Raw genomic sequence first — 26,193 nt, 5'->3', positions numbered from 1 at the left:
ATCGTCGAACTCAAAGGGCCATGGCCAGGCCGCTGGCCTGGTTCCAGCCGACCTGTACCGGCGCGCCGTGCTCGAAGGCTTCCGCCTCGCCGCCGGCCTTGCGCGGCACGCGCACGCAGACGATGCCGAAGGCGTCGGTGCGTACGCGGTATTCAGTGAGGTTGCCCAGGTAGATGCGGTCTTCGACGCGGCCCTTCAGGCGCACTTCGCGCTGCAGCTCCGAATCGGCGGCGGCGATGCCGACCAGCTCCGGGCGAACGGCGATGCAGCCTTCGGCCTGAGGCGCTAGCGCAGGGCCGGTGGGCGTCGGCGGGCTGCTCAGTTCCAGCCCGGCCGGGGTGCCCAGCACCACGCGGCCTGAATCGAGGCGGCGCACGGTGCCGGAAAACAGGTTGGACTCGCCGATGAAGTCGGCGACGTAGCGGCTCGCCGGGGTCTCATAGAGCGCCTCAGGGGTGGCGGTCTGGATGATCAGGCCGTCCTTCATGATGCTGATGCTGTCGCTCATCGACAGCGCTTCTTCCTGATCGTGAGTGACCAGCACGAAGGTGATGCCGACCTCGCGTTGCAGGCGCAGCAGCTCCGACTGCATCTCCTTGCGCAGCTTGCGGTCGAGTGCGGCCAGCGGCTCGTCGAGCAGCAGCACGGTGGGCTTGTTCACCAGTGCGCGGGCCAGCGCCACACGCTGCTGCTGGCCGCCGGAAAGCTCGTGGGGCTTGCGCGTGCCGAAGCCGGACAGGCGCACCATCTCCAGCGCCTCGTCGGCCATCCGGCGCTGCTGCGAACGGTCAGGGCGCGGCGTGCGGTAGCGCAGGCCGTAGGCGATGTTCTCGGCCACCGTCAGGTGCGGGAACAGCGCGTAATGCTGGAACACCATGTTCACCGCACGCTGGTGCGCCGGCACCCCGGCCACCGCCTTGCCGGCCAGCAGCACCTCGCCTTCGCTGGGCTGCTCGAAGCCGGCGATCATCCGCAGGGTGGTGGTCTTGCCGCAGCCGGAGCTGCCGAGGAAGGAATGGAAGGCGCCGCGCTTCACCCTGAAGCTCAGCCCGTTGACCGCCGGCACGCTGCCGTAGCGCTTGACCACGTTACGGAATTCGATATCGAAGTCCTGACCGCTTTCCATCACCGCGCGCTCCCACTTTGTTCTTGTTGGGGCTCACGCTAGCAACGGGGCTTTCGGGGTGTATATATCCCTCGGGGGATAGATGTCGGGATTGGATCGCCCGGTGCGCGCGCTGACTCTCCCTGCAGGAGCGCGTCATGCGCGCGATCGCGGGCATTGCCCGCTCCAGCCATGGGCGCCCGGAGCTTCCGATGACTGTAGGGCGCATAACCTGGAACAGGTTATCCGCCAGCGACGGCACGGCGGATAACGCTGGCGCGTTATTCGCCCTACATGACTGTAGGAGCGAGCTTGCTCGCGAACGGAATCCCCGGCGAATCCGACGTTGGGCGGTTCGCGAGCAAGGGCTAGGCGCCCCCCTCGGTCCTACGAAGAGCCGCGTGGCTCAGCCAACCTCACGCATCCCACCCGCCGCATCGCGCCCGGCCAGCTCGCGGATGAACAGCCCGAGCAGCTCCGACTGGCTGCCGATGCCGAGCTTGGCGTAGATGTTCTTGCGGTGGATCTTCACCGTGCCGGGGCTGATATCCAGCTGCTCGGCGACCGAGGCGCTGGAGTGGCCGCGCAACAGCAGCTGGACGATCTCCTGCTCGCGGGGCGTGAGCAGCTGGGCGCCGAACTGGTCGAAGGCCTCGCGGATCTGGTAGTCCAGGTCCTGCGCCGGGCGCGGCTGCGCGCGGCGCAGTTCCCAGGCTTCGCGCACCACCTGCTCGACCACCGGCCGCGCGCACTCCAGCAGCTGCATCTCGTCGCGGCTGTAGGCGGGGCTGGAGGTCTTGCGCATCAGCGAGAGCACGGCGGTGGCGCCGTCGGCGAGGTCGATGAAGAAGGCGATCTCCTCGGTCAGGCCGGTCTGCTGGTAATACGTCTGGTAGTACTCGCCCAGGTAGAAGTGGTCCGGCGCGAACTGCCGCAGGCGCCACAGCCCCGGCGCCTGGTGGCGGGTACAGGCGAGGTAGAAGGGATCGAGCAGGTAGGGGCCGACCTGGTAGTCCTCGACATAGACGTGGCGGACATCGGCCGGGAAGGTGTCGAACAGGTCCAGCGGCCGGTGGTTGCCTTCGTAGACGAAGAGCACGAAGTTATCCACCGCGCAGACCTGCTGCAGCCACTGGCTGAGGCCGAGCAGGCGCGGACGACCGGCGGCCAGCGGGAGCAGATGGGCGACTCCGCCGGTCCAGGCTTTGAGTTCCTTGTGGCGCATGGGCTGTCGTTCTTGTTGTGTGCGCGATGGGCACACTATAGGCGTTCGGGATTCCACACGGAAATGCAGCTTTTGCGCCACACCCCGCAAGGCCCCGCAACGCCTGGCGACAGCGACCGATTCAGCTTCCGGCGCGCACCGCGATGAAGCAGGCGCGCGCCGAATCGGCTCAGGGCCGGCGAGCGCCCTTGCCGCCCGGCTTTCCGGCGGACGATTTGCCGGAGGCAGGTTTGCCAGCGGCTGGTTTACCGCCCAGGCCGAAGCCCGGCGCCTTGCGCACCGCCTTGACCTGCGGCTTGTCGTCCAGCAGCGAGCCGAGGTGCACCTTGCCCGGCTTGCCTTCGGGCACCTTGGGTTGCTTGGGCTTCTTCGGCTTCTTGGTGATCTGGCCACCCGGAGCGGTGACGGGTACCCGGTGCTCCGCCTCGAAGCCGTCCTCCTCCTGGCGCGGCAGGGTCTGGCCGATCAGCGTCTCGATGGCCGCCAGCTGTTGCACTTCATCGGCGCAGACCAGCGAGATCGCCTGCCCGCTGGCGCCGGCACGGCCGGTCCGGCCGATGCGGTGCACGTAGTCCTCGGGGACGATGGGCAGGTCGAAGTTGACCACCAGCGGCATCTCCTCGATGTCCAGGCCGCGCGCAGCGACATCGGTGGCGATAAGGAAGTCCACCTCGCCCGCCTTGAACCGCGCCAGGGCGCGCAGGCGCGAGGGCTGCGGCTTGTCGCCGTGGATCGAGTCGGCGCGGATGCCTTCGCGCTGCAGCAAGTCGACCAGTTCGTCGACGCCCTTGCGGGTCTTGGCGAACACCAGCGCCTGGCTCCAGCCCTGTTCGCGCAACAGGTGCAGGAACAGCTCGGCCTTGCGCTTCTTGTCCACAGTGAGCAGGTGCTGCTTCACCGTCTTCGCCGCCGTGTTGCGCGGTGCCACGTCGATGGTCAGCGGGTCGCGCAGCAGGGTGCGGGCCATCTGGCGGATGGCGTCGGAGAAGGTCGCGGAGAACAGCAGGGTCTGCCGGCGCCGGGGCAGCGCGGCGAAGACCTCGTCCAGTTCGCGGGCGAAGCCCAGATCGAGCATGCGGTCGGCCTCGTCCAGCACCAGCACCTGCAACTGGGTGAATTTCAGCGCGTTCTGCCGGTACAGGTCGAGCAGGCGGCCGGGCGTGGCCACCAGTATGTCGACGCCCTTGCGCAGCTTCATCATCTGCGGGTTGATGCTGACCCCGCCGTAAGCCACGGCGGTGCGCAACGGCACGTGCTGGCCATAGGCGCGGAAGCTCTCGTGCACCTGCTCGGCCAGCTCGCGGGTCGGCACCAGCACCAGCGCGCGGATCGAGTTGGCCGCCACCTGCGGGCCTTCCTGCAGCAGCTTCTGCAGCAGCGGCAGGGCGAAGCCGGCGGTCTTGCCGGTGCCGGTCTGGGCGGCGGCCAGCAGGTCGCGCCCCTTGAGCACGGCCGGGATGGCCTGGGCCTGCACTGCCGTCGGGTTCTGGTAGCCGAGCCCGTCGAGGGCGTGCAGGAGGGGATCGATCAGGCCGAGATTGGCGAAGGTCATGGAGCGCTCGCAGAAACGATTCGGAATGGGCGGCATTGTAGCCGCAAGGGTCAGGAACGCAGCAGCAGCGCGCCTTCGATGGGCACGTAGCGGCTGGCCGCGCGGATCAGCGCCTGGGCGGTGAGGCCCGGCACGCCGTAGGCGGTGGCGTCGGTGCCGCCGGCACGGACGCGGTCGAGCAGCAGGTCGAAATCGCCGTCGCCGGAGGCCAGCACGACCTCGTCCACGTTCGGCGCGGCGTCGAGGATGTCGATGGTGATGCCGACGTCCCAGTCACCCTTGGCCGAGCCATCGGCGCGCTGGATGTAGGGCTTGAGCTTCACGGTGAAGCCGAGCTTGCGCAGGATCTGCTGGAACTGCTGCTGCCTGGCATCGCCGCGGTCGATGGCGTAGGCGTAGGCCTGGACGATGTTGCCCTGGGCACTCAGCTCGGCCCACAACGCCGCGTAGTTGAAGTGGCAGCCGTAGGCCTGACGCACGGTGTAGTAGAGGTTCTGTACGTCGGCGAACAGGGCGATGGTCTTCAACGGTGACTCCGGGACTCGAACAGCGGGGGCGCATTATCGGCACAGCGGCGCGCCCCCGCCAGTCCCGGCGGGCGGGATGACCCGGCGCCAGCGTCAGCTGAACAGGTCGCCGTCGTCGTCGCCGAAGAAGCTCGAATCGTCACCGAAGCTGCCGCTGTCGTCGTAATTCGCATCGTTGAAGCCGTTGTCGGCGTAGCGGTCACCGCCCAGGGACGAGTCATCGCCGCGCCCGTCGTCGAAGCTGGACGGCTCCGGCTGCACCGGCTGTTCCTGGATCACCTCGACGATTTCCTGCGGCTGGTTGTGGTGGAACATGCTGGTCAGCAGGTCCGCCACCATCACACCACCGGCCACGCCCGCAGCGGTCTGCAAGGCGCCGCGCATGAAGCCGCCACCCTGGGGCGCCGCTTGCGCGGGCTGGGCTGGCCTGAAGTCGTTCGGGTTGCCGGCGCCGGGGTTGTTCGCGTAAGCCGCATTGCCGCCGGCCGGTTGCGAGAAGCGTGTCTGGCCCCAGCCGTCCGGGCGCTGCTGCGCCTGTTCCTGGCGCGGTTGCGGGCTCTGGCCGCCGCCGAACAAGCCGGCGAGGAAGCCGCCGCTGCTCGGGCGCTGCTCCTGGGCCCTGGCCTGCTGCGCTTCCAGCTCCTTGACGCGCTGGTCCAGGCGCTTGATCGCCGCTTCCTGGATCAGCATCGCCTGGGCCATGTAGTACGGCGCGGCTGGCTGCTGCACCAGGTGCCGGTTGATCTGGGCCTCGGCGTCGGCGTCGCGTGGCGCGGTCTGCGCCTGCGCGTCACGCAGGCGGGTGAACAGACCATCGATCAGGGATTGCTCTTCGGAATTCATGGCAGGCCTCGAGTGAGCGGGTGGTTCGGCAGAACATTGCCTCTGCAACATTGGATCGGCTCGCAAAAAAACAAGTTCCGGTCGCAGAATTCTGGCGTCTTCAGCTGAGGGTTTGCTTAAGTTAGAGTCGAAGCCCTCGGACAGTATCGGGTTACTGATGAATCCCCTTTCCATCCTCCGCGACACCTGGTTCTTCTTCTCCCGTCACCTCGGCATCCTGGTGCCGCTGTGCCTGCCCTGGATCGTCATCGAGACGCTGGTCCAGCAGCAGATCAACGTCGCCGCCGGCTCGCAGAACTTCGCGCCCTGGGGCATGGCCGCGGGCCTGGTGTTCTACCCGATCTACACCGCCAGCCTGATCCTTTTCATGATCGACACCGGCGAAGGCGTGCAGCGCAGCGTGCGCGAACTGTGGAGCGCGGCGCTGCGGCTGTGGCCGGCCTTCGCCCTGCTCTCGGCGATCACTTCACTGCTGATCGTGCTCGGCCTGTACCTGATGGTGCTGCCGGGCATCTTCGTGATGATCAAGCTGGCCTTCGCCGAATTCCTCCTGGTGCAGCGCGGCCGCGCGCCCATCGACGCGATGCGCGAAAGCTTCGCCCTGACCACCGGGCACTTCTTCCTGCTGCTGATGACCTCCCTGGCGATCCTCGCGCCGGTATGGATCGCCGAAGGCTGGATCACCGAGGCCGGCCAGGACGCGCCGGTGCTCAGCGTCGCGCTGCACTCGCTGAGCGGGTTCTTCCAGCTGCTGCTGACGGTGGCCGCCTACCGCATCTTCATCCTGCTCGGCCGCGAGCCCGCCTGAGCGGCAGCAAGTCGCAACAAATCCCCCGGCGCGACGCACGCCGGGGTTCTACGCTGGAGTCTCCTTCCCACCCCCCGAAAATCCGGAGTAAGGAGACTCGCCGTGAGCGACTTCCCGCCCAGCTGCCTTTCGCACATTTCCATCGGCACCAATGACTATCCGCGCGCCAAGGCGTTCTACGACGCCGTGCTGCCCACCCTGGGCTGCCAGCCGATCATGGAGCACCCCGGCGCCGTGGCCTACGGCCGGGTGTTCCCCGAGTTCTGGCTGCAGACGCCCATCGACGGCCACCCGGCCAGCGTCGGCAATGGCACGCACTTCGGCTTCATGGCCAACTCCCGCGACGAAGTGGACGCCTTCTACCGCGCCGCGATTGCCGCCGGCGCCACCGACGAAGGCGCTCCCGGCCCGCGCCCGCTGTATGGCGACCCTTACTACGGCTGCTTCGTCCGCGACCTGGACGGCCACAAGATCGAGGCCTCGTTCTGGGACATGGCGCTGGCCGGCGGCGGGTTCGATACCCACTCCCACTGACCTCGACCTGTTGGAGCGGGCCATGCCCGCCATCCGTGAGCAGGGCTCACGCCGCACTTCCTGACAGCGCGGACCTTGTCCGCGCTCGCGGGCAGGGCCCGCTCCTACAGTTGTCCCGGGTTTTACCTCGGACCGGTTCAGTGTCCGGGGCGCAGCCCCGACATCTTCGGCACCAGCAGCTTCTCGAACAGCCGCGGGAAGAAGCGCGCCAGCAGTCGTGCCCGCCAGTTGACGTTGGACAGCACCAGCAAACGCCGCCGACGCAGCGCTCCCTGGTAGATCGCCTCGGCCACGTCGCGCGGCGAGGCCACTTCCGCACCCAGCACCACGGCCGGCTGGCGAATCACCGAGCCGTCGCCGACCAGGGCATTCTTGCGCAGGTCGGTGGCGGTGAAGCCCGGGCAGGCCAGGGTGATCGCCACCCCGGTGCCGTCCAGTTCCATGCGCAGCGTGTCGAACAGCCCGTGCAGCGCGTGCTTGCTGGCGTTGTAGGCACTGCGGTAGAGCAGCGGGGCGAAGCCGGTCAGCGAACTGAGCACGACGATCTGCCCGTGCCGCGCCAGCAGGCTGGGCAGCGCAGACTGGGTACAGTGCAGCGCGCCATAGAAGTTCACCGCCATCACCCGCCGGAACACCGCCAGCTCGGTCTCGATGAACAGGCTGCGGTGGGTGATACCGGCGTTGTTCACCAGCACGTCGATACCGCCGAAGCGCTCGACGGCGAGCGCCACCGCGCGCTCCACCGCCTCGGCATCGGCGATGTCGCAGCGCAGGCCGAGGGCTTCGACGTTCAGGTGCTCGCGCAGGTGCTGCACCAGGCTGTCCAGTGCCGCCTGGTCGAGGTCGAGGATTACCGGATGCGCGCCGGCCCGGGCGAAGCGCAGCACCAGCGCGCGACCGATGCCGGAACAGCCGCCACTGACCAGTACGACCTTGCGCCGGTAAGGCGAATGGGAGAAAAGTGTTCGGGGCATGGCAGTCTCCCGAAGCCCGCAGGGCGCGATGTTGACGTCTTGCGAACTACATCTCACAAGGTTTCAGGATAATTCCCACATCAAACACGGAGGTGAAATACAAAGTCGCAGCCACTATCCTCTGGACCCAACAAGCATAGCCCCTGGTCACCCATGAGCCTCTCGCTTCGCCGCCGCTTCCTCTTCGTGCTGTTCATCGCCCTGCTGCTCGCCGTCACCGCTGCCGCCTGGCTGCTGGCCTGGCACCCCGCCGAGCGCGAGGCCGTCGCCGCACAGTGCCGCGCGCCCGCACCGCAACTGCAGCCAGGGCAGGCGCTGAAGGTGATGACCTGGAACGTCCAGTACCTGGCCGGCAAGCGCTACATCTTCTGGGACGACCTGCCCGATACCACCGGCCCCGACGACAGCCCCAGCGCCGAAGACATCGCCTACAGCCTCGACGAAGTGGTGCGGGTGATCCGCGACGAAGCGCCGGACATCGTCCTGCTGCAGGAAGTCGACGACGGCGCCGCCGCCACCGGCAAGCAGGACCAGCAGGCGCTGATCGGCGACCGCCTGACCGATCTCTACCCCTGCTCCACCGCTGCCTTCGACTGGAAGGCGCGCTTCGATCCCAACCCGCATGTATTCGGCAGCGCCGGGCGCAAGCTGGTGACCTTCAGCCGCTTCCAGATCAGCGGCGGCGAGCGCATCGCTTTGCCGCAGCGCTCGTCCATCCCGCTGCTGCACCTGTTCGCCCCGCAGCCGGCGATGCTGCAGAGCGACCTGCCGATCCGCGGCGGCGGCCAGCTCAGCGTGATCAACACGCGCCTGGAGCGCCCCAACGGCGACGACACCCCGCAGCGCCAGGTCGAAGCCGTCGAAGCCCACTTGAACACCCTGCAGGCTGCCGGCCGCCCCTGGCTGCTGGGCGGCGACCTCGGCCTGCTGCCGCTGGGCCAGTACCCCTACCTGCCGGAAGTGCTGCGCGCGCCCTACCGCGCCAACAGCGAGCTGAACCTGCTGGCGGCGCGCTTCCCGGTGGTCCCGGCGGTGGAGGAATCCAGCGGCGCCGACCAGGAGAAGTGGTACACCCACTTCCCCAACGACCCGCGCGTGCACAAGCCCGATCGCACCCTCGACTACCTGTTCCACAGCCCCGGCCTGAACCGCCTCGATGCCGGCGTGCGCAGCCACGACACCCTGCGTATATCCAATCACCTGCCGCTGTCCGCGCGCTTCCTGCTGCCCCACTGAGCGCCGCGGCACATCGCCGCCGAGCCAGGCTGGACAAGCGAGGCGCGGCGGCCCCATGCTCGGCCGGCACCGCATAACAACGACAACATGCACTTCGGGTATCCATGCACTTTCGCCGTCTCGTCGGGCTGATCGTCGCCCTGCTCTGCCTCAACGCCTTCGCCGTCGACCGGCCCACGCTGGCCGACCGGCTGCCGCATCCGCTGCCGGCCCTGACCGTCGGCTACTACGAATTCCCGCCCTACACCTATACCGCCCCGGACGGCAGTACTCGCGGCAGCGGCGCCGAGATGGTCCGGCGCATCCTGCTCAAAGCCGGTTATCGCGCCGATTTCCGCCCCTTGCCCAGCGCCCGCCTGTACCTGGGCCTGCAGGACGGCAGCGTGCAGCTCTGGGCCGGCGCGCCGGGCAAGCCGGAACTGCTGGGCAGCACACTGGAGTGCGAGCGCGTGCTGGGGCACGTCGAGCTGAACCTGTATCGCCTGGCCTCCCGCCCCTCGCCGAAACTGCCCGAAGGGCTGACCACCAGCCGGGTGATCCTGATCAGCGGCTACAGCTACTGGCGGCCGATCACCGAGATGCTGGCCGACCCGAAACTGCAGCTGGAAGTGCACCGCACCAGCACCCACACCGCCGCCCTGCAGATGCTCGAGCGCGGTCGCGGCGACTACCTGATCGACTACCAGACGCCGGTTGAACAGGCGCGCCGCGAGCTGAACATGGCGCCGCTGGCCTTCGACAACCTGTACAGCGTGCCGACCAAGCTCATCGTCTCCCGCCACGCCCCCGACGCCGAAGGCCTGCGCGCGCAGCTGGACCACGCCTACGACGAACTGCAGTCGGCGGGTTACGAGATGAAGTTGCCCTGACTGCGTAAGGCGGGAATGGCGCAGGAGCGTACTGAAGCGACGGAGACGACCTGTAGGAGCGCGCCATGCGCGCGATCGCGGGCATGGCCCGCTCCTGCAGGGAGGACATCACCTCTGTGCCAAACCTACCCCTTGCGCGGCTTGGCCCGCGCCGTCGGCTCGGCGATCAGTGGGTCATCCGGCCAGTAGTGCTTCGGATAGCGCCCCTTCAGGTCCTTCTTCACTTCCGCATAGGTGCTGCGCCAGAAGTTGGCCAGGTCCTGGGTCACCTGCACCGGCCGCTGCGCTGGCGACAGCAGGTGCAGCTTCACCGCCACCCGCCCACCGGCAATGCGCGGCGTATCGGCCAGGCCGAACAGCTCCTGCAGGCGCACGGCAAGCACCGGGGGAAACTCGCTGTAATCCAGGCGGATATTCGAGCCGGACGGCACCTGCAGCGCGCGTGGCGCCAGCTCGTCCAGCCGCTGCGGCAACGGCCAGGGCAGCAGCCCGTGGAGAATCCCGCTCAGCTCCAGGTTGGCGAAGTGCGACAGCCGCGAGACCTTGCCCAGGTACGGCAGCAGCCAGTCTTCCAGCGAAGCCAGCAGCGCGGCGTCACTGACGTCCGGCCACTCGCTCTCGCCCTTGCCTTCCAGATCGAGCCGGCGCAGCAAGGCGATGCGCGCCTGCCACTGGCGCAGCTCCGGCGTCCACGGCAGCAGCTCCAGCCCCTTGCGCCGCACCAGCCCGAGTAGCGCGCGGCTGCGCGCCTCGGCGTCGAGGTTGGGCAGCGCCTCGGTGGACAGCACCAGCTCACCGACCTTGCGCTGGCGCTCAGCGCGCAGCACGCCTTCGCGCTCGTCCCACTCCAGCTCGTCATGGACACTGACCTGTTCGGCGAGGATCGACTCGAACAGCGCCGGCTCCAGCGCCGCCGCCAGGTAGATGCGCTCCTCGCGCTGGCCCTGGCGGCTGCCGAGATCGGCGATCACCAGCCAGGCTTCCTTCATCAGTGCATCCGGCTCGCCGAACAGCGCCGCGCGGCCGTTGGCCAGGCGATATTCGCCGCCACCGGCGCGGCGCTGGCGGGCGATGCGGTCCGGGTAGGCAAAGGCCAGCAGGCCGCCCAGCCAGCGCGGATGATCGGGGTCGGCCACCGGCTCGCGGGCCGGGCCGCGCAGGTAGCCCTTGAACTGTCGCGCCAGCTGGCGCGCCCGCTGCACCGCACCCCGGCTGGCGCGCGGGCCGTTCTGCTCGCCGGCCAGCAAGGCGATGCGGTGATGCAGGTCGGCGTCGTTGCCGCGCAGGATGTCGCGCTCGCCGAGCAAGGCGGCCAGATCGCAGGCCAGCTGCCCCAGCCCCAGCACATGGCCGCGCAGCAGCAGATGGGCGATACGCGGGTGCGCCGGCACTTCGGCCATGGCCTGACCGTGGGGCGTGAGGCTACCGCCACCGGCGCGGGAAGCCAGCGCGCCGAGGCGCTCCAGCAGGTCCTGGGCCTGTGCATAAGCGGCGGCGGGCGGCAGGTCGAGCCAGGCCAGCTCCTGCGGGGCGACACCCCAGCGCGCCAGCTGCAGGGCGAGGCCGGCCAGATCGGCCTGGAGAATTTCCGCCGCGCCATAGGCCGGCAGTTGATCGTGCTGCGCCTCGGACCACAGGCGGTAGCAGGCGCCCGGTTCCAAACGTCCGGCACGGCCGGCGCGCTGGGTGGCGGAGGCGCGGGAGATGCGCTGGGTTTCCAGGCGGGTCATGCCACTGCCCGGATCGAAGCGCGGTACCCGCGCCAGCCCGGCGTCCACGACGACGCGCACGCCGTCGATGGTCAGGCTGGTCTCGGCGATGTTGGTCGCCAGCACCACCTTGCGCTTGCCCGCCGGCGCGGGTTCGATGGCGGCACGCTGGGCGTCGAGGTCGAGTTCGCCGTGCAGCGGGCAGAGCAGGACATCGGAGCGGCCGGCCAGGGCCTCGCCCAACTGCTCGGCGACGCGGCGAATCTCCGCCTGGCCGGGCAGGAACACCAGCAGGCTGCCGGGCTCGTCGGCCAGCGCCTGCAGAACCGTCTGCACCACGCGCGGCTCGATGAACTCGCCGGCCTGCCATGGCCGGCCCCAGCGGATATCCACAGGGAACATGCGCCCCTCGCTGCGCACCACCGGCGCGTCGTCCAGCAGCGCGGAGAGGCGCTCGCCTTCCAGCGTGGCCGACATCACCAGCACCTTGAGCGGTGGCTCGTCGCGCAGCAGTGCGCGGCCATTGAGGGTCAGCGCCAGCGCCAGATCGGCATCCAGTGAGCGCTCGTGGAATTCATCGAAGATCACCAGCCCCACGCCCTCCAGCGCCGGGTCATCCTGCAGACGGCGGGCGAGGATGCCCTCGGTGACCACCTCGATGCGCGTCCTGGGGCCGACCTTGCTGTCCAGGCGGATGCGGTAGCCAACGGTCTCGCCGACCTTCTCGCCCAGCTCTGCGGCCAATCTTTCAGCGGCGGCGCGAGCGGCCAGGCGGCGCGGTTCCAGCATCAGGATCGACTGGCCGTCCAGCCACGCCTCATCCAGCAGCGCCAGCGGCACGCGGGTGGTCTTGCCGGCGCCGGGCGGCGCCTCCAGCACCACCTCGTGGCGCCCGGCCAGGGCCTGGCGCAGGGCGGGAAGGACGCTGTCGATGGGAAGGGCGTTCATGCCGGCTCCTGGAACTCGAATTTCATAAGGCGGTAACCCGGACTACGCGGGGGGAGGCGATTATAGCGGGCGAACCACGGTGCCAACTCGGCAGTCATAGAAGCAAGCAGAACGCTGGCTAGTGCGAATCTGCCAGCAGCGACAGCAAGCTCGTTGATATAGTTGTCCGCATCATCCTCCCGGAGGTTTTTTCATGCGTCTTGCCACCCGAGTCTCCTGTGCAGTTCTGAGCGCCGCCCTGTTCAGCCAGCTGACGGCCTGCGGCACCCTGTTCTACCCTGATCGCCGCGGCCAGATCGACGGCCGCCTCGACCCGGCAGTCGCTGCCCTGGACGCCGTCGGACTGTTGTTCTACATCATCCCGGGCCTGATCGCCTTCGGCGTAGACTTCGCCACCGGCGCGATCTACCTGCCCGACGAGAAGTACTCGGTCGCGCCTGAAAAGCTCAAGGATGCCGTGAGTGAAGACGGCACCGTGGACAAGGCTAAACTCAAGGCGATCCTCGAGCGTGAAACCGGCCGCAGCCTGCCCCTGGACGATCCGCGTCTGATCCAGCGCAGCGGCGACCTCCAACAACTCGCCAGCCTGGGCCTGCGCCCGGAGGCCTGATATGCACGGCGCTCTCGCTTCACACCTTCAGCAACTCCTGGCGTACCACCAGTGGGCCTACGAACGAATCCTGGAGGCCGTCGCGCCGCTGGATGAAGAGGCCTATCGCGCACCGCGCGGGCTGTTCTTCGGCAGCCTGCACGGCACCCTCAACCACCTCGCGGTGGTCGATCGCATCTGGTTCGCCCGTGTGCAGCGAGAGCCCTGGCAGTTCGAACGCCTCGACGCCGAGGCCGCGCCGGACCGCGCCGGCCTCGCCGACTTCCTGGGTGACGGTGTCGGCGCCTGGCGCCTGTGGCTGAGCAAGCAGAGCGACGCCACCCTCGGCACCCAACTGGACTACCGCAACATGGCCGGGCAGGAACATCGCCAGAGCCTGGCGAACATCGTCCAGCACCTGGTCAACCACGGCACCCACCACCGCGGGCAGATGAGTGCCGCGCTCACCGCGCTGGGCCACAAGGCGCCGCTGCTGGACTACATCTACTTCCTGCCCAACCGCCTGGACACCTGATGCTCAAGCACGCCAGCCACGCCCACCTGATGCGGCTGGCGACCTTTGCGTCGCTCGGCGTCGCCACCACCCTGATCGTCGCCAAGGCCATCGCCTGGTGGCTCAGCGGCTCAGTCAGCCTGCTGGCCGGCCTCACCGACTCGCTGCTCGACGGCGCCGCATCCTTCCTCAACCTGCTGGCGGTGCACTACGCCATCCGCCCCGCGGACGACGACCACCGCTACGGCCACGGCAAGGCGGAATCGCTGTCGGGGCTGGCCCAGGCGCTGTTCATCGCGGTCAGCGCCGTGCTGGTCGGCACCCAGGCCATCGACCGCCTGCAGCACCCGGAACCAGTGGAAGCCGTGGGCTGGGGCGTCGCCGTGATGATCCTGTCGCTGGCGCTCACCGCCGGCCTGCTGCTGGTGCAGGGCTACGTGGTGAAGATCACCGGTTCCAACGCCATCCGCGCGGATTCGCTGCACTATCGCTCGGACCTACTGCTCAACAGCAGCATCCTGGTGGCGCTGCTCCTGGCGCAGTTCGGCTGGCAGCAGATGGACGCCATCTTCGGCCTGGGCATCGCCTTCTACATCCTCTGGAGCTCCTTCCAGATCGCCCGCGAATCCATCGCGGTGCTGATGGACGAGGAGCTGCCGCCGGACGTCAGCACGCGCATGCTCGAACTGGTGCGCGAAGTGCCCGGCGTGCTCGGCGCCCACGACCTGCGCACGCGGATTTCCGGCACGCACTGGTTCGTCCAGCTGCACCTGGAGCTGCCCGGCGAGCTGTCACTGTCGAAGGCGCATCATCTGTGCGACGAGGCGGTGCTGGCGATCCACAGGGAATTCCCGCGGGCCGAGGTGCTGGTGCACGCCGACCCGCAGGAAGTGGTGGGCAAAGAGACCATCAGCTAGAGAACATCAGTTGACGCTGTAGCCGCGCCCGCTCAGGCAGGCACCCAGGGCGCGGCGGTAGTTGTCGGCGACGTAGGCCGGCGGCGCATAGCTCGCCAGGGCCGGGTCGAAGCCGCTCTGGTCGGCGGCCCAGCGGTGGCATTCATAGCGATCGCGGGCCTGCTGGTCCGGGCCCTGGTTGTACATCGGGTAAGCCATCACGTCATAAGCCGATTGCGCCACGCTGGCCACCTGCTGCTGCGGCGGCTCCACCACTTCGTAATCCTGCGAGCCGGCTTGCCACAGGTAGTAGGTGCCGGCCGCGAGGAAGTAGCCGATGCTGCCGATCCACACCTGCTCGGCGTAGGACGGCAGGTAGCGCACGCGCACACCGTAGGGCGGCGTCACCACCACATAGCGTGAGCCGTAGGGGCGATACCAGTAGCCATCGTTGAAGTAGTAGTCGCTGCCGCGATAGGGCACACGGTAATGCCCGCTCGGCATGGCGTTGACCACATAGCCCGGCCGCCAGTAGGACGGATGCGGGCCCCAGTTGCCGTGGGAAGGCGGCGGGCGGCCTTGCCAGCCTGCCGATGGCGGACGGTTGCCGCCCTGCCAGCCGGGGCTGTCGTGATCGTGGCCGTGGTCGTTGCCTTGCGGACGACCTTGCCACTGGCCGCCGTTGCCGCCCGGCGGACGTCCCTGCCACTGCCCGCCGTTGTTGCCCTGCGGACGCCCCTGCCACTGACCACCGTTATTGCCCTGCGGACGGCCCTGCCACTGATCGCCATTGTTACCCTGCGGATGGCCCTGCCACTGACCGCCGTTGCTGCCCGGCGGACGGCCCTGCCACTGACCGCCATTGTTGCCTTGCTGATGGCCCTGCCACTGCCCGCCATTGTTGCCCTGCGGACGCCCCTGCCACTGACCGCCGTTGTTGCCCTGCGGACGGCCCTGCCACTGACCGCCGTTGCCGCCCTGCGGACGCCCGTGCTCCTGGCCGCCATTGTTGCCCTGCGGACGCCCCTGGGACTGCCCGCCACCGCCGTTCGCGGATGGATGGCCCTGCATATCGGGACCTTCGGCCGCCAGCGCCTGGACCGCGACGGCCAGAGAAAGCACAGCGAACGAGGCGAACCGCCCGATGCCCGACTTCATGGATTCCTCACTTCGGCAACGGCCGAAAACCGTGATGTGACATTGCCATAGACCACGGCGCAAAGCCGCCATTGCGGGGCGCTGGGTAAAGTCAGGGTAAAGATGGCGGGGCAAATAGCGGGCAAGAAAAAAGGGAGGCTCGTCAGCCTCCCTTCCGGAATCTCGTCCTGCTCGTCGCTGTTGGCGCCGGCTCACCTCGCTCCGCCTTCTGGGCAGTGCGTAGCCCGGTGGCCGGCGCGATCCTGTTGGGTCGGCGGGCCGCGAAGCGCCTGATTGGGCGGATCGCTGGGGACGTGATGTCCGGGCTGTGAATCTGGAAGAAATAGTAAAGCGACAGAGCGGGGAAATGATTGCTAAGATTGCTCACACAGGCACCACCTGAGCAACAAATACCTAAAAATTACGCCACAAGCGCAATTCAATAGAAATATGAGGCTTTCATGGACAAGCTGGACCGCTACGACCTGCGAATTCTTGCCGAACTGCAACGCGACGCACGCATCTCCAATCAGGAGCTGGCCGAACGCATCGGCCTGTCGCCTTCCCCCTGCTCGCGGCGGGTCAAGCAGCTCGAGGACGACGGCTACATCGTCCGCCAGGTCGCCCTGCTGGACAGCAAGAAGCTCGGCCTGAGCCTCACCGCCTTTGTGCTGATCGGCATGGACCGTCACACGCCGGAACGTTTCGAGCACTTCCAGCAGATCATCGGCAAGTGCCCCGAGGTCCTGGAATGCAGCCTGGTGACCGGCATGGACGCAGACTACCAGCTCAAGGTGATGGTGCCGGACATGGAACACTACCAGCACTTCCTGCTCGGCACCCTGACCCGCATCGAGGGAGTGACCAGCGTGCGGTCGAGCTTCGTGCTGCGCAATGTGATGGCGAGCACCGAGCTGCCGCTGGATCACCTGCGCGCCTGAGCCAGCTCGCGATCTGCGCGGTCCCGCTCCTACCTAACCGGGAAATACCGGTGCCAACCTGTAGGAGCGGGCCACGCCCGCGATCCGTCGGCAAGGCCGACGCCACCCTGCGACACAGCATCGCACCCCTGCTCCCGCCAAACGAAATCGATACCGCAGATTTCCCGCGCCAACCGGCGTGCGCCGGGAATTTCCGGGGCATTCCTCCCGTCCCGCAGCAGGAACTGATCAGTTTATGAACGGCTCTGAACGACAAAGGGCCGCATGCGTATAATGCGCGCCTTCTTCACCACCACCGCGTCCCGGCGTCCCTCGGACACCCTCCGCACCGGGCAGGAGCTGTAATGAACGAAAGTTTCGAAGACTGGATGATGTATGGCCTGGTGACCGGCCTGATCCTGTTCATGGCCTTCATCGTCTGGGACCTCGCCAAGAAGTCCAAGGCCGGCCGCATGGGCACCATGGTGCTGTTCTTCGCACTGGGCCTGGGCGTACTCGGCTTCCTGATCAAGTCCGTGGTCGTCGCCGGGCTCGAAGGCGGCTTCTGACCCTGCGCCCTGCCCCAAGCCTCAGAGCTCGGGGCTGACTTCCCGCCACTGCCCCGGCTGCAGGCCATCCAGCTGCCACGGCCCGATGCGCACGCGCACCAGGCGCAGCGTGGGCAGGCCGACCGCCGCCGTCATCCGCCGCACCTGGCGGTTGCGCCCCTCGCGGATCACCAGTTCCAGCCAGGCGGTGGGCACCGACTTGCGGAAACGCACCGGCGGGTCGCGCTCCCACAGCGGCGGCTCCTCCAGCCGCCGGGCTTCGGCCGGCAGGGTCGGGCCGTCATTGAGCTGCACGCCCTTGCGCAGCTGGTCCAGCTGCTCGTCGCTCGGCTCGCCCTCCACCTGCACCCAGTACGTCTTCGGCAGCTTGTGCTTCGGATCGGCGATGCGCGCCTGCAGGCGGCCGTCGTTGGTCAGCAGCAGCAGGCCCTCACTGTCGCGGTCCAGGCGGCCGGCCGGGTAGATGCCCGGCACGTCGACGAAATCCTTCAGCGTCGCGCGGCCCTCGTTGTCGTTGAACTGCGTCAGTACGTCGAACGGCTTGTTCAGCAGGATCAGCCTGGGTTGCGCCGGCGGCGCCTTGGCCACGCGGCGAGGCGCGGGGCGGGTGGCTGGACGACGATTGGCGGGACGCGGAGGACGGGGCATGGCGAAAAGACTGGTAACCGAGGATGGGGTGCGAGGAATGCCCGGCATGCTAGGTTGTGCAAAGCCCCCACCGCAAGAGCATGCCCATGAGCCATCCCACCTGGCTGATCACCTTGCAGAACCTCAGCGGTCGCCTCGGCGCCCGCTATCGCGGCCCGCAGACGGCGCATTTCGACGGCGCCCGCTTCCATAACCTCGACCGCCAACCGCACAACGGCCTGCGCGCCTTCCTCAAGTGGCAGCGCGAGCGCGGCCGTCAGCAGGAGTGGATCGCCCAGCCCGGCCCGGATACCCGTCCGGAGACGCCGGCCCGCGTCGAAGGCGACGAACTGCGCGTCACCTACATCAACCATGCCACCCTGCTGATCCAGCACCGCGGCCTGAACATCCTCACCGACCCGCTCTGGTGCGAGCGCACCAGCCCGTTCAGCTTCGCCGGTCCCAAGCGTGTGCATCCGCCGGGCCTGGCGCTGGACGAGCTGCCGCCGATCAACCTGATCCTGGTCAGCCACAACCACTACGACCACCTGGATATCCACAGCCTGCGCGAGCTGGCGCGGCGCTTCCCCTCCGCCAAGGTGGTGACCGGCCTGGGCAATGGCGAGCTGATCCGCGCGTGCGGCTTCACCGATATCGCCGAACTGGACTGGTGGCAGAGCCTGCCGATGCCCGAAGGCATGCTGCTCACCGGCGTGCCGGCGCAGCACTGGTCGGCACGCTCGCGGCGCGACACCAACCGCACGCTGTGGATGGGCTTCGTGCTGGAGTCGCCGGACGGCCCGCTGCTGTTCCCCGGCGATACCGGGCTGGGCGAAGAGTTCGGCCTGATGCATGAGCGCTTCGGCCCCATGCGCTTCGCCGCCCTGCCTATCGGCGCCTACGAACCGCGTTGGTTCATGCGCCACCACCACATGAACCCGGACGACGCGGTGCAGGCGCACCAGCACCTCGACTCGCAGTGCAGCATGGCGATCCACTTTGGCACCTTCCGCCTGAGCGACGAGGGCCAGTTCACGCCGGTCAGCGACCTGGCGGCAGCCCTGCAGCAACGTGGTGTGGCGGCGGAGCGTTTCCGCGCGCCGAAGCCGGGAGAGCAGTGGCTCGTTCCACCGATGCCAGACAGTTCCCTGTAGGAGCGCGCCATGCGCGCGATCGCGGGCATGGCCCGCTCCCACAAGGGAAAGCCGGCGCTGTCCCTCTAGCGCAGGAGCGGACTCTGTCCTCGACTGGTCGACCCCAGCGCCGGCACCTCAAAGCGCGCTCCTACGAAGAGCGGCCTCAGTTCTCCCGCACCCGCTTGCTGCAGCAGTTGCGATAACGCTTTCCGCTGTTGCACGGACACGGCTTGTCGCCGCGGCCGCCCAGCTCCAGCCAGCTTTCCAGGCGCTGACGCATGGCGTCGCGGACTTCCCGGCGCTCGTCGTCCATCTGCGGTTTGCTCAGTTCACGGCTGAGCCAGAGGTAATCCTCCAGCAACTCGTCACGCTCCAGCGCGTGAAGCTGTTCGGCGACCGGCACGCCTTCGTAGCGACGTTTCGGATCAGGCAGGAAGGCGATGGCTTCGCCGCCCGGCAGCACGTTCCACAAGCGGCCCTGGGCGTCGCGCCAGCAGGCGCTGAAACGGGCGCGCAAAGCCAGGCCCGGCCACTCTTCCAGGCACCAGCCATCCACTCGCTCGCCGCCCAGACCTTCCACTGCCTTGCCCACGGAGAACCAGGGTTCGCCGGCGATGCTGTCGGGCAGCGGCAGTGGCGCGGCGACTTCGGGCATGCCGTTGTCCACCAGTCGGCGGGCGAAACGGCGCAGCGGGTTGGTGAGGTGCGAGGGGGCGCGGAACGGCATGGAATCACCAGCGGAAAAGGTCGGCGAAGGTCCGACCGGAGGGACGCGCCACGGTTCCCCGTGGCGCGAAAGGCGAGCATTCTAGGCTCGCCCGGGGCGGCGTCAACGCGGCGCGCTCAATAGTCCCGCGTGGAGATCGGCTTCGCCTCGCCGCTCAGTTCACACAGCAGGTCGTCGAGCAGCGCGGAAGCGCCGAAACGCAGATGCTCCGGCTTGATCCAGCCGGCGCCGAAACGCTCCTCCGCCAGCTTCTGGTACACCTGCGCATCGGCCAGCGTGCGCAGGCCGCCGGAGACTTTCAGGCCGACCTTGCCACCCTCCTCCTCGATGGTTTCGAGCATCACCCGCACGGCTTCGGGCGTGGCGTTCACCGTCGCCTTGCCAGTGCTGGTCTTGAGGAAGTCGGCGCCGCCGGCAATGGCTTCGCGGCAGGCCGTGCGGATCAGTTCCGGGTCGGCCAGCTCTCCGGTTTCCAGAATCACCTTGAGCCGATGGTACGGCCCGCACAGCGTCTTGCAGGTGCGGATCAGTTCGACCGCGCCAGTGTCCTGGCCGGCCTTGAGCTTGCGCCAGGGGTAGACCAGGTCGATCTCGTCGGCACCTTCGGCAAGGGTCTTGCGCACTTCCTCTACCACATCGGCCAGCGGCGCGTCGCCACCGGGGAAGTTGCATACGCTCGCGACCCGAACGTCGCGCCCACCCAGCGTATTGAGCGTACGCCGGGCGACGTGCGCCAGCTTCGGCCACACGCACACCGCCGCCACTTCGCCGTAGGGCGTCAGCGCGCGGCGGCAGAGGTCCACTGTGCTTTGCAGGTCATCGCCAGCATTCAGCGAAGTCAGGTCCAGCAGGGCGAGCACGCGGCCCGCCGGGGTCTTGCGAGGATCGGTCATCGGCAACACTCTCCATCGGCTTTCTTCAGGCAGCCGGGGCAACCACCATCGCCCCGGCAGGCGCTCCGCGCCCTGTCGCAGATCAGCGGAACGGCGGCTCGTCGAAGCTGCGCAACTTGCGCGAGTGCAGCGAGTTGAGCTGGGTGCGCAGCAGGTCGACAGCGGCAACGCCTATGGACAGGTGCTGGCTCACCGCGCGCTGGTAGAAGGCCGTGGCGGCGCCGGGCAGCTTGATCTCGCTGTGCAGCGGTTTGTCCGACACACACAGCAGCGTGCCGTACGGCACGCGCAGGCGGTAACCCTGCGCGGCGATAGTGCCACTTTCCATGTCCACCGCGATGGCCCGCGCCAGGTTGATCAGCGGGCGCTCCTGGGCCCAGTGCAGCTCCCAGTTGCGGTCGTCGTAGGTCAGCACGGTGCCGGTGCGCAGTCGACGCTTGAGCTGGTCGCCACGCTCGCCAGTCACCAGCGCGGCGGCTTCCTGCAGCGCCAACTGCACCTCGGCCAGCGCCGGGATCGGGATGTGCGGCGGCAGCACGCGGTCAAGGATGCCGTCGCGGCGCATGTAGGCGTGGGCCAGCACGTAGTCGCCAATGGTCTGCGACTGGCGCAGGCCGCCACAGTGGCCGACCATCAGCCAGCAGTGCGGACGCAGCACGGCGAGGTGGTCGGTGATGTTCTTCGCGTTGGACGGGCCGACGCCGATGTTCACCAGGGTCACGCCGTCGCCGTCCTCGGCGATCAGGTGATAGGCCGGCATCTGGAAGCGGTGCCACTCGACGCTGGCGACGATGGCATTGGCCTCGCCCTCATCCGTGCCGCGCTCGATGATCACGTTGCCCGGCAGGACCATGCGCACGAAGCGCGGGTCGTCGCGCAGGCGCTCCAGGCCCAGGTGGATGAACTGGTCGACGTAGCGGTGGTAGTTGGTCAGCAGGATCCACGGCTGCACGTGGCGCCAGTCACTGCCGGTGTAGTGCACCATGCGGCGCAGGGAAAAGTCGGTGCGTGCGGCGTCGAACAGCGCCAGCGGCATCGGGTCGGCGTTCTCCCATTCGTACAGACCGTCCGCCACACCGTCGGAGGTGGCCGACAGATCGGTACTGGGGAACACCCGCGCCAGCTCAGCGGCCGTCACGCCCGAGCCACCCAGTTCGTCGCCGCCTTCCACCACGTAGGGGTACGGAATGTTCTGCGCGCTGACGCCAACCTCCACGCGCACGGTGAAGTCTTCCATCAGCGGGCGCAGCTGCTCCAGCAGGTATTTGCGGAAGGCCTTGGGCTGGGTGATGGTCACGGCGTAGGTGCCGGGCACCTGGACCTTGGCGTAGGCGCGGGTGGTCGAGGGCACTTCGCCCTGGCACAGGTAGGTCACCCGCAGCAGCGGGTAGCGGAATTGTTCGCGCTGCTGCGCGTCGGGGACTTCGCGGTCCTTCAGGTACCGCTTGAGCGCCTGGTTCAGGGCGCCGGTGGCGCGCTCGTGGAGCACGGCCAGTCGATCGACGGCCTCTTCGGCCGTCTGCGCGACGAAGAACTCGTCGCCAGTCGTAAGACTCATGGTGGGCATCCTGTCTGAACGATCAGCTCCATCTTGCCTGCTTCCGTCACAGAAAGGGATGACAGATTCCGAACCGGCAGGACGAGCGGAAGGGTTGAAGAAAGCCTATGACAGAATCCGCGACCGCGAGTGCGGATGACAGCCGGAATGAAGCGACTGCATTCCATTTTCGTATATCGCTTGTCGGGCCGTCCCAAGCTGCTGGAAGCGTCTTGTTTATCGAGGCGCCGCCGCTAGATTGGCCGCGCTGCGGTCAATCCCGCAGCCGGGTTTGACGGCCTGATTCTAGTGGCGCGATCGCGTCCTCCGACGCATGCAGAGATGGGTACATCTCTGCGCCCATTGGTGTCCCCACGAGTAATGCTCGTGATGCTCAATGGCAAATCGCGCAGGGAGGCTCTCAAGAGGGGCCTGCCGGTGTCGCTAGAGCCGGTCCGTCAACCCTGCGCGGTTTGCCGCCCTTCGATTGACGGCGATGGACGGCAGCTGCTCCCAACCACAATTGGAGTACTGCCATGAACCATGACGTTCATACATCTAGCGTATTCATGCGTCACCAACGTCCGCTCCGCGCCCTGATGCTGGAAAACCAACCCTGGTTCGCCGCCAGCGACCTGGGTGGCCTGATGGGCTGCCCGGTGGAGCACTTCACCGAGCACCGCCTGGATGCCGACCTCAAGCGCCGGGAACGGCTGCAAACCCAGAGCGGCGAACAGGACACCTGGCTGGTCTGCGAAGCCGGCTTCTTCAATCTCCTATCGCGCTACCGCCACCCGGAAAACCGCAGCCTGCGGCAGTGGATCACCCACGAAGTCATCCCTGCCCTGCGCGGCCCCACCCTCCCCGTCCAGCACCCGCGCCGCTCCCTGCTGCGCTGGGAAAGCCGCGACATCGCCCTGCTGGAATGGAACGACCAGCTCTGGGTCCGCTACAGCGACGTGCCGCAGCTCCTGCAACCCAAAACCGCTACAGCGCCACGCTCCGGCTGGTGGCGCTCCTTGCGCTGGCGCCTGATGCTCCCGTAGGGCGCATGACCTGGAACAGGTTATCCGCCGGAACCTCCCCGGCGGATAAGCGCTGACGCGTTATGCGTCCTACGAAGCTGTCAGGCGTGCTGTTCGATGTACTCACTCAGGGCGCGACGCGTCAGGTCGTTCAAGGTGATGTTCTGCTGGATGGCGGCGATGCTCGCCGCCATGTGCAGTTCGTGGCCTACGCGTACGTTGAAGGAGCCCTTGCAGGGGATTTCCGGCTCGAGGCCCCTGAGAGCGCAATCAGCCAGGTAGTCGTCGACCGCTGCCCTGAACGAGCCGGCCAGCTCGGCGACGGTGTCGCCTTCGTAATTGATCAGGGCGCGGATGAACAGCAGCTTGCCGAACAGGCAGTTGTCTTCCGGGCTGGCCTCGATGGACCCGTAATAGCCGCGGTGCTGCAGCAGGTTGTTCATCGTATCAGTCCTCCGCTTTTCAGGTGCTCGATCACCTGGCGCCTGGCATAGGCCTTCAATTCATTGCCGGGATGGGGCTTGTGCAGATTGATCATCGCGCAAGGATCGCCGTTGTCGAACTTGACCCGGCTTCCATCGCCTTCGAGCTTGCGATAACCCAGCCCACCCAGCAGCACAACCAACTCCTGCCAGGTGAACACAGCCTGCCTGTTCAGCAGTTTGGCCAGCAGCTTCTCGTGCTGAGACATACCTTCTCCCAGCTGCAACTAATTTTAGTTGCAGCTATAGACCAAGGCAATCTCAACACTGAGCTGCCCGCACCGAAAGGAAGACCTTCGAGGCTCATCCCGGTCCCGGCGAAGAACACTCCTCCTGCAACCTATTGATCGACCAGCGACGGTTCAACCCGAAAACTTCTACTGAAATTTCCTCACACCAGATGCGGCGTCGCCCGCGCCACCAGCGCTTCCACATCCACCCCGCGCGGCAGGGTGCCGTAGACGCGGCCGCTGTCGTCCAGGCGGCTGGCGATGAAGGCGTCGGAGACCACCGAATTGCCCGCTTCCAGCAGCAGCTTGGCCTGCAGGGCGATGGCGACGTTTTCGGTGAGTTGGCGGGCGCGGTACTGGATGTCCTGGGTGTCGGCGAAGGAGGCCTTGAGGTTGCCGATGAACGAGGCCAGGCGCGCATCGCCATGCCCGTCGCCCAGCTCGCTGAACAGCGCGTCGAGTACGCCGGGCTCCTTCGACAGCGCGCGCAGCACGTCCAGGCACTGCACGTTGCCCGAGCCTTCCCAGGTGGAGTTGACCGGCGCTTCGCGGTACAGGCGCGGGAGGATGGTGTCCTCGACGTAGCCGGCGCCGCCCAGGCATTCGGCGGCCTCGTTGATCATCGCGGGGGCGCGTTTGCAGATCCAGTACTTGCCCACGGCGGTGACCAGGCGGGCGAACTTGTCCTCCTGCTCGTCGTGCAGGTTGTCCAGCGCGCGGCCCATGCGCATGGTCAGCGCCAGCGCGGCTTCGCTTTCCAGGGCAAGGTCGGCCAGCACGTTCTGCATCAGTGGCTGCTCGGCCAGCACGCGACCGCCGACCTGGCGGTAGGCGCAGTGGTGCGCGGCCTGGGTCAGCGCCTGGCGCATCAGCGAGCTGGAGCCGACCATGCAGTCGAAGCGGGTCATGGCGACCATCTCGATGATGGTGGGTACGCCACGGCCTTCCTCGCCGACCATCCAGGCCAGCGCGCCGCGGTATTCCACTTCGCTGGAAGCGTTGGACCAGTTGCCCAGCTTGTTCTTCAGACGCTGGATGTAGAACTCGTTGCGGCTGCCGTCCGGGCGGTGGCGCGGCAGCAGGAAGCAGGTCAGCCCCTTGTCGGTGTAGGCCAGGGTGAGGAAGGCGTCGCACATCGGCGCCGAGCAGAACCACTTGTGGCCGACCAGTTCGTAGGCCTGGCCCGGGCCGGGAATGCCGACCGGGTAGGCGCGGGTGGTGTTGGCGCGCACGTCGGTGCCGCCCTGCTTCTCGGTCATGGCCATGCCGATGGTGGCGCCGGTCTTCTGTTCGATGGGCAGGTTGCGCGGGTCGTATTCGGTGGAGAGGATCTTCGGCAGCCATTGCTCGGCGAGGTCCGGCTGCAGACGCAGGGCAGGCACGCTGGCGAAGGTCATGGTCAGCGGGCAGCCGGTGCCGGCTTCGGCCTGGCTGTGCAGGTAGCTCAGGCCCGCACGGGCGACGTGGGCGCCAGCACGCGGATCGGTCCAGGGCATCGAGGGCAGGCCGGCCTCGATGGCCGCGCGCATCAGCTCGTGGTAGGCCGGGTGGAATTCCACCAGGTCAACGCGATGGCCGAAGCGGTCGTGGGACTTGAACACCGGCTTGTTCTCGTTGGCGAGGAAGCCCGCCGCCATCAGCGGCCCGCCGGCCAGCGCGCCATAGGCATCGAGTTTCTGCTTGGCCCAGCCGCCGCCGTAGCGGCGCACCCACTCCTGCAGCGGTACGTCGACGCGATAGAGGTTGGCGCCGTCCAGCGGCGGTACCTGGTTGGTCACTTCGTGGGTTTCGGCGTACGGGTGCGGGATCATGGCTGGTCCTCCATAACGGGCGTGGGCCTGGCTGGCTTGGGCAAGGCAGATGTGGACGCGCCGACGGCGCGCAGGCAGAAGCTGGCGAGGGCGTCGCTGACGTCCTCCAGGGAAACGCTGGACTGGCCCGCATCCCGCGCGGCGCGGGCCGGCGGCGAAAGCGGGCCGATCAGGGCTTCGGCGATGGCGCCGACCAGACAGGCGGCGGTCAGTTGCACCGGCTGGGGCTGGAATTCGCCGGATGCGATGCCTTGCTCCAGCAGGGTGACGAACAGCGCGGCGTAGGCTTCGCGGTAGATCAAGCGCTGCTCGTCCACTTCCGGATCGACCGGCTCGGCAATAAGCGCGAAGGCCAGCTGCCGGCTACCCCAGGCGCGCGCGGCAAATTGCTGCAGGCCCCGGTTCAGGCGCTCGGAAGCGCTGCCGGGAGCTTTCAGCAGCGCACCGAGGGTATCGACCTCGTGCTGGCTGGCACGGGCGAAGACCTCGGCGGCCAGTTCGCCCTTGCCGCTGAAGTGGCGGTAAAGGCTGCCGGTGGCGATGCCGGCGGCGTCCGCCAGGCTCTGCATGGTCAGGGCGGCAAAACCGCCGTCGGCCACCCGCGCCAGCGCCAGTTCGAGGATGCGCTCGCGCAGTTCGCCGTCCTTTTGCAGCCGTGCTGGGGAGTGTCGGTAGGCCATGATCTGAATCCGGATTCACTGCATGAAAATCAGTGAATCACGGTTCAGACTTTTGCTGAAAGGGACATTCCCGCCACGAGCGGGGCGATT

Annotated in this window: 27 protein-coding genes; 11 read left to right on the top strand and 16 right to left on the bottom strand. The window is 67.7% G+C overall.

The features are described 5' to 3' along the window. Window positions 1-10: 10 nt before the first annotated feature. The 5 genes from IB273_RS16890 to IB273_RS16870 form a co-directional block, all read right to left on the bottom strand. Window positions 11-1,126, bottom strand: a complete 1,116-nt coding sequence (locus IB273_RS16890) for an ABC transporter ATP-binding protein (RefSeq protein WP_192224588.1) — start codon at window positions 1,124-1,126, stop codon at window positions 11-13. A gap of 385 nt (window positions 1,127-1,511) precedes the next feature. Then, window positions 1,512-2,330 carry a helix-turn-helix transcriptional regulator gene (locus IB273_RS16885; protein WP_151189338.1) on the bottom strand — a complete coding sequence of 273 codons (819 nt, stop codon included), beginning with the start codon at window positions 2,328-2,330 and terminating at the stop codon, window positions 1,512-1,514. 169 nt (window positions 2,331-2,499) lie between these two features. Then, window positions 2,500-3,882 carry a DEAD/DEAH box helicase gene (locus IB273_RS16880; protein WP_192224587.1) on the bottom strand — a complete coding sequence of 461 codons (1,383 nt, stop codon included), beginning with the start codon at window positions 3,880-3,882 and terminating at the stop codon, window positions 2,500-2,502. Between the two features lie 50 nt (window positions 3,883-3,932). Beyond that, on the bottom strand, window positions 3,933-4,409 hold the full coding sequence (locus IB273_RS16875) for an NYN domain-containing protein (protein WP_081517205.1): 477 nt from the start codon (window positions 4,407-4,409) through the stop codon (window positions 3,933-3,935). Window positions 4,410-4,502: 93 nt separating this feature from the next. After that, complete coding sequence (locus IB273_RS16870; RefSeq protein WP_151189336.1) at window positions 4,503-5,252, bottom strand: DUF2076 domain-containing protein; 750 nt, start codon at window positions 5,250-5,252, stop codon at window positions 4,503-4,505. 157 nt (window positions 5,253-5,409) lie between these two features. Here IB273_RS16870 and IB273_RS16865 point away from each other — a divergent pair, with 157 nt between their 5' ends. Further along, complete coding sequence (locus IB273_RS16865; protein ID WP_081517203.1) at window positions 5,410-6,060, top strand: YciC family protein; 651 nt, start codon at window positions 5,410-5,412, stop codon at window positions 6,058-6,060. A gap of 102 nt (window positions 6,061-6,162) precedes the next feature. Then, complete coding sequence (locus tag IB273_RS16860) at window positions 6,163-6,594, top strand: VOC family protein (RefSeq protein ID WP_151189335.1); 432 nt, start codon at window positions 6,163-6,165, stop codon at window positions 6,592-6,594. A 137-nt stretch (window positions 6,595-6,731) separates the two neighbouring features. Here IB273_RS16860 and IB273_RS16855 read toward each other — a convergent pair whose 3' ends face one another. After that, the gene (locus IB273_RS16855) at window positions 6,732-7,568 is read right to left on the bottom strand and encodes an SDR family oxidoreductase (RefSeq protein ID WP_151189334.1); all 837 of its coding nucleotides are present in this window, start codon (window positions 7,566-7,568) and stop codon (window positions 6,732-6,734) included. A gap of 153 nt (window positions 7,569-7,721) precedes the next feature. Between IB273_RS16855 and IB273_RS16850 the strand changes: the two genes are divergently transcribed. Both IB273_RS16850 and IB273_RS16845 read left to right on the top strand, forming a co-directional pair. Then, a complete protein-coding gene (locus tag IB273_RS16850) occupies window positions 7,722-8,804 on the top strand; it encodes an endonuclease/exonuclease/phosphatase family protein (RefSeq protein WP_192224586.1) in 1,083 nt (360 codons plus the stop codon). Window positions 8,805-8,908: 104 nt separating this feature from the next. Continuing rightward, window positions 8,909-9,673 carry a substrate-binding periplasmic protein gene (locus IB273_RS16845; RefSeq protein ID WP_151189332.1) on the top strand — a complete coding sequence of 255 codons (765 nt, stop codon included), beginning with the start codon at window positions 8,909-8,911 and terminating at the stop codon, window positions 9,671-9,673. 125 nt (window positions 9,674-9,798) lie between these two features. On the opposite strand, the gene hrpB is transcribed toward IB273_RS16845, so the two are convergent. Then, the gene (gene hrpB, locus IB273_RS16840) at window positions 9,799-12,330 is read right to left on the bottom strand and encodes an ATP-dependent helicase HrpB (RefSeq protein WP_192224585.1); all 2,532 of its coding nucleotides are present in this window, start codon (window positions 12,328-12,330) and stop codon (window positions 9,799-9,801) included. Window positions 12,331-12,523: 193 nt separating this feature from the next. Here hrpB and IB273_RS16835 point away from each other — a divergent pair, with 193 nt between their 5' ends. From IB273_RS16835 to IB273_RS16825, 3 genes are read left to right on the top strand one after another with little or no spacing between them, the layout of a single operon-like run. Then, on the top strand, window positions 12,524-12,940 hold the full coding sequence (locus tag IB273_RS16835; RefSeq protein ID WP_192224584.1) for a polyribonucleotide nucleotidyltransferase: 417 nt from the start codon (window positions 12,524-12,526) through the stop codon (window positions 12,938-12,940). 1 nt (window position 12,941) lies between these two features. Next, window positions 12,942-13,454 carry a DinB family protein gene (locus tag IB273_RS16830; RefSeq protein ID WP_081517196.1) on the top strand — a complete coding sequence of 171 codons (513 nt, stop codon included), beginning with the start codon at window positions 12,942-12,944 and terminating at the stop codon, window positions 13,452-13,454. After that, a complete protein-coding gene (locus tag IB273_RS16825; protein WP_151189329.1) occupies window positions 13,454-14,350 on the top strand; it encodes a cation diffusion facilitator family transporter in 897 nt (298 codons plus the stop codon). Before IB273_RS16830 ends, IB273_RS16825 begins: the two co-directional genes overlap by 1 nt. A 6-nt stretch (window positions 14,351-14,356) precedes the next feature. On the opposite strand, the gene IB273_RS31765 is transcribed toward IB273_RS16825, so the two are convergent. Beyond that, window positions 14,357-15,487, bottom strand: a complete 1,131-nt coding sequence (locus IB273_RS31765) for a DUF6515 family protein (RefSeq protein ID WP_318652486.1) — start codon at window positions 15,485-15,487, stop codon at window positions 14,357-14,359. A gap of 440 nt (window positions 15,488-15,927) precedes the next feature. Between IB273_RS31765 and IB273_RS16815 the strand changes: the two genes are divergently transcribed. Beyond that, the gene (locus IB273_RS16815) at window positions 15,928-16,407 is read left to right on the top strand and encodes an Lrp/AsnC family transcriptional regulator (RefSeq protein ID WP_088421381.1); all 480 of its coding nucleotides are present in this window, start codon (window positions 15,928-15,930) and stop codon (window positions 16,405-16,407) included. 344 nt (window positions 16,408-16,751) lie between these two features. Beyond that, the gene (locus IB273_RS16810) at window positions 16,752-16,955 is read left to right on the top strand and encodes a DUF2788 domain-containing protein (RefSeq protein ID WP_015475469.1); all 204 of its coding nucleotides are present in this window, start codon (window positions 16,752-16,754) and stop codon (window positions 16,953-16,955) included. Window positions 16,956-16,976: 21 nt separating this feature from the next. Here the strand turns inward: IB273_RS16810 and IB273_RS16805 are convergent, their stop codons facing one another. After that, window positions 16,977-17,543: a pseudouridine synthase gene (locus IB273_RS16805; RefSeq protein WP_192211197.1), complete on the bottom strand. Its 567-nt coding sequence runs from the start codon at window positions 17,541-17,543 to the stop codon at window positions 16,977-16,979. 140 nt (window positions 17,544-17,683) lie between these two features. On the opposite strand from IB273_RS16805, the gene IB273_RS16800 reads away from it, so the two are divergent. Further along, on the top strand, window positions 17,684-18,736 hold the full coding sequence (locus IB273_RS16800) for an MBL fold metallo-hydrolase (RefSeq protein ID WP_081517192.1): 1,053 nt from the start codon (window positions 17,684-17,686) through the stop codon (window positions 18,734-18,736). Between the two features lie 145 nt (window positions 18,737-18,881). On the opposite strand, the gene IB273_RS16795 is transcribed toward IB273_RS16800, so the two are convergent. The 3 genes from IB273_RS16795 to amn all read right to left on the bottom strand — a co-directional run bounded on the left by IB273_RS16795 (window position 18,882) and on the right by amn (window position 21,896). Further along, on the bottom strand, window positions 18,882-19,445 hold the full coding sequence (locus IB273_RS16795; RefSeq protein ID WP_151189327.1) for a hypothetical protein: 564 nt from the start codon (window positions 19,443-19,445) through the stop codon (window positions 18,882-18,884). A 116-nt stretch (window positions 19,446-19,561) separates the two neighbouring features. Continuing rightward, window positions 19,562-20,338, bottom strand: coding sequence for a deoxyribose-phosphate aldolase (gene deoC, locus IB273_RS16790; RefSeq protein WP_192224583.1), 777 nt, complete (start codon window positions 20,336-20,338; stop codon window positions 19,562-19,564). A gap of 82 nt (window positions 20,339-20,420) precedes the next feature. Further along, entirely contained in the window at window positions 20,421-21,896 is a 1,476-nt protein-coding gene (amn, locus tag IB273_RS16785; protein WP_138212040.1) for an AMP nucleosidase, read from the bottom strand. Between the two features lie 548 nt (window positions 21,897-22,444). Here amn and IB273_RS16780 point away from each other — a divergent pair. Beyond that, window positions 22,445-22,921 (top strand): Bro-N domain-containing protein, encoded by a 477-nt coding sequence (locus IB273_RS16780; protein WP_192224582.1) that lies wholly within the window; start codon window positions 22,445-22,447, stop codon window positions 22,919-22,921. Window positions 22,922-23,001: 80 nt separating this feature from the next. Here IB273_RS16780 and IB273_RS16775 read toward each other — a convergent pair whose 3' ends face one another. The 4 genes from IB273_RS16775 to IB273_RS16760 all read right to left on the bottom strand — a co-directional run bounded on the left by IB273_RS16775 (window position 23,002) and on the right by IB273_RS16760 (window position 26,103). Continuing rightward, window positions 23,002-23,343 (bottom strand): type II toxin-antitoxin system HicB family antitoxin, encoded by a 342-nt coding sequence (locus IB273_RS16775; RefSeq protein WP_192224581.1) that lies wholly within the window; start codon window positions 23,341-23,343, stop codon window positions 23,002-23,004. Next, window positions 23,340-23,591, bottom strand: a complete 252-nt coding sequence (locus IB273_RS16770) for a type II toxin-antitoxin system HicA family toxin (RefSeq protein WP_015475462.1) — start codon at window positions 23,589-23,591, stop codon at window positions 23,340-23,342. Before IB273_RS16770 ends, IB273_RS16775 begins: the two co-directional genes overlap by 4 nt. 182 nt (window positions 23,592-23,773) lie before the next feature. Further along, window positions 23,774-25,423 (bottom strand): acyl-CoA dehydrogenase family protein, encoded by a 1,650-nt coding sequence (locus IB273_RS16765; protein ID WP_192224580.1) that lies wholly within the window; start codon window positions 25,421-25,423, stop codon window positions 23,774-23,776. Beyond that, window positions 25,420-26,103: a TetR/AcrR family transcriptional regulator gene (locus IB273_RS16760; RefSeq protein WP_192224579.1), complete on the bottom strand. Its 684-nt coding sequence runs from the start codon at window positions 26,101-26,103 to the stop codon at window positions 25,420-25,422. Before IB273_RS16760 ends, IB273_RS16765 begins: the two co-directional genes overlap by 4 nt. Between the last annotated feature and the right edge of the window lie 90 nt (window positions 26,104-26,193).

This window comes from Pseudomonas sp. PDM19 (assembly GCF_014852215.1).
In the GTDB taxonomy this organism is placed as follows: domain Bacteria; phylum Pseudomonadota; class Gammaproteobacteria; order Pseudomonadales; family Pseudomonadaceae; genus Pseudomonas.
The sequence above is the reverse complement of the archived record's forward strand: the minus strand, read 5'-3'. Positions and strand labels throughout refer to the sequence as shown.

What these genes read in the sequence shown, in the direction of transcription:
- IB273_RS16890 (WP_192224588.1), bottom strand. Translation starts at nt 1,126, where the DNA reads ATGGAAAGCGGTCAGGACTTCGATATCGAATTCCGTAACGTGGTCAAG.
- IB273_RS16885 (WP_151189338.1), bottom strand. Translation starts at nt 2,330, where the DNA reads ATGCGCCACAAGGAACTCAAAGCCTGGACCGGCGGAGTCGCCCATCTG.
- IB273_RS16880 (WP_192224587.1), bottom strand. Translation starts at nt 3,882, where the DNA reads ATGACCTTCGCCAATCTCGGCCTGATCGATCCCCTCCTGCACGCCCTC.
- IB273_RS16870 (WP_151189336.1), bottom strand. Translation starts at nt 5,252, where the DNA reads ATGAATTCCGAAGAGCAATCCCTGATCGATGGTCTGTTCACCCGCCTG.
- IB273_RS16865 (WP_081517203.1), top strand. Translation starts at nt 5,410, where the DNA reads ATGAATCCCCTTTCCATCCTCCGCGACACCTGGTTCTTCTTCTCCCGT.
- IB273_RS16855 (WP_151189334.1), bottom strand. Translation starts at nt 7,568, where the DNA reads ATGCCCCGAACACTTTTCTCCCATTCGCCTTACCGGCGCAAGGTCGTA.
- IB273_RS16850 (WP_192224586.1), top strand. Translation starts at nt 7,722, where the DNA reads ATGAGCCTCTCGCTTCGCCGCCGCTTCCTCTTCGTGCTGTTCATCGCC.
- IB273_RS16845 (WP_151189332.1), top strand. Translation starts at nt 8,909, where the DNA reads ATGCACTTTCGCCGTCTCGTCGGGCTGATCGTCGCCCTGCTCTGCCTC.
- hrpB (WP_192224585.1), bottom strand. Translation starts at nt 12,330, where the DNA reads ATGAACGCCCTTCCCATCGACAGCGTCCTTCCCGCCCTGCGCCAGGCC.
- IB273_RS16835 (WP_192224584.1), top strand. Translation starts at nt 12,524, where the DNA reads ATGCGTCTTGCCACCCGAGTCTCCTGTGCAGTTCTGAGCGCCGCCCTG.
- IB273_RS16830 (WP_081517196.1), top strand. Translation starts at nt 12,942, where the DNA reads ATGCACGGCGCTCTCGCTTCACACCTTCAGCAACTCCTGGCGTACCAC.
- IB273_RS16825 (WP_151189329.1), top strand. Translation starts at nt 13,454, where the DNA reads ATGCTCAAGCACGCCAGCCACGCCCACCTGATGCGGCTGGCGACCTTT.
- IB273_RS31765 (WP_318652486.1), bottom strand. Translation starts at nt 15,487, where the DNA reads ATGAAGTCGGGCATCGGGCGGTTCGCCTCGTTCGCTGTGCTTTCTCTG.
- IB273_RS16815 (WP_088421381.1), top strand. Translation starts at nt 15,928, where the DNA reads ATGGACAAGCTGGACCGCTACGACCTGCGAATTCTTGCCGAACTGCAA.
- IB273_RS16810 (WP_015475469.1), top strand. Translation starts at nt 16,752, where the DNA reads ATGAACGAAAGTTTCGAAGACTGGATGATGTATGGCCTGGTGACCGGC.
- IB273_RS16800 (WP_081517192.1), top strand. Translation starts at nt 17,684, where the DNA reads ATGCCCATGAGCCATCCCACCTGGCTGATCACCTTGCAGAACCTCAGC.
- IB273_RS16795 (WP_151189327.1), bottom strand. Translation starts at nt 19,445, where the DNA reads ATGCCGTTCCGCGCCCCCTCGCACCTCACCAACCCGCTGCGCCGTTTC.
- deoC (WP_192224583.1), bottom strand. Translation starts at nt 20,338, where the DNA reads ATGACCGATCCTCGCAAGACCCCGGCGGGCCGCGTGCTCGCCCTGCTG.
- amn (WP_138212040.1), bottom strand. Translation starts at nt 21,896, where the DNA reads ATGAGTCTTACGACTGGCGACGAGTTCTTCGTCGCGCAGACGGCCGAA.
- IB273_RS16780 (WP_192224582.1), top strand. Translation starts at nt 22,445, where the DNA reads ATGCGTCACCAACGTCCGCTCCGCGCCCTGATGCTGGAAAACCAACCC.
- IB273_RS16775 (WP_192224581.1), bottom strand. Translation starts at nt 23,343, where the DNA reads ATGAACAACCTGCTGCAGCACCGCGGCTATTACGGGTCCATCGAGGCC.
- IB273_RS16770 (WP_015475462.1), bottom strand. Translation starts at nt 23,591, where the DNA reads ATGTCTCAGCACGAGAAGCTGCTGGCCAAACTGCTGAACAGGCAGGCT.
- IB273_RS16765 (WP_192224580.1), bottom strand. Translation starts at nt 25,423, where the DNA reads ATGATCCCGCACCCGTACGCCGAAACCCACGAAGTGACCAACCAGGTA.
- IB273_RS16760 (WP_192224579.1), bottom strand. Translation starts at nt 26,103, where the DNA reads ATGGCCTACCGACACTCCCCAGCACGGCTGCAAAAGGACGGCGAACTG.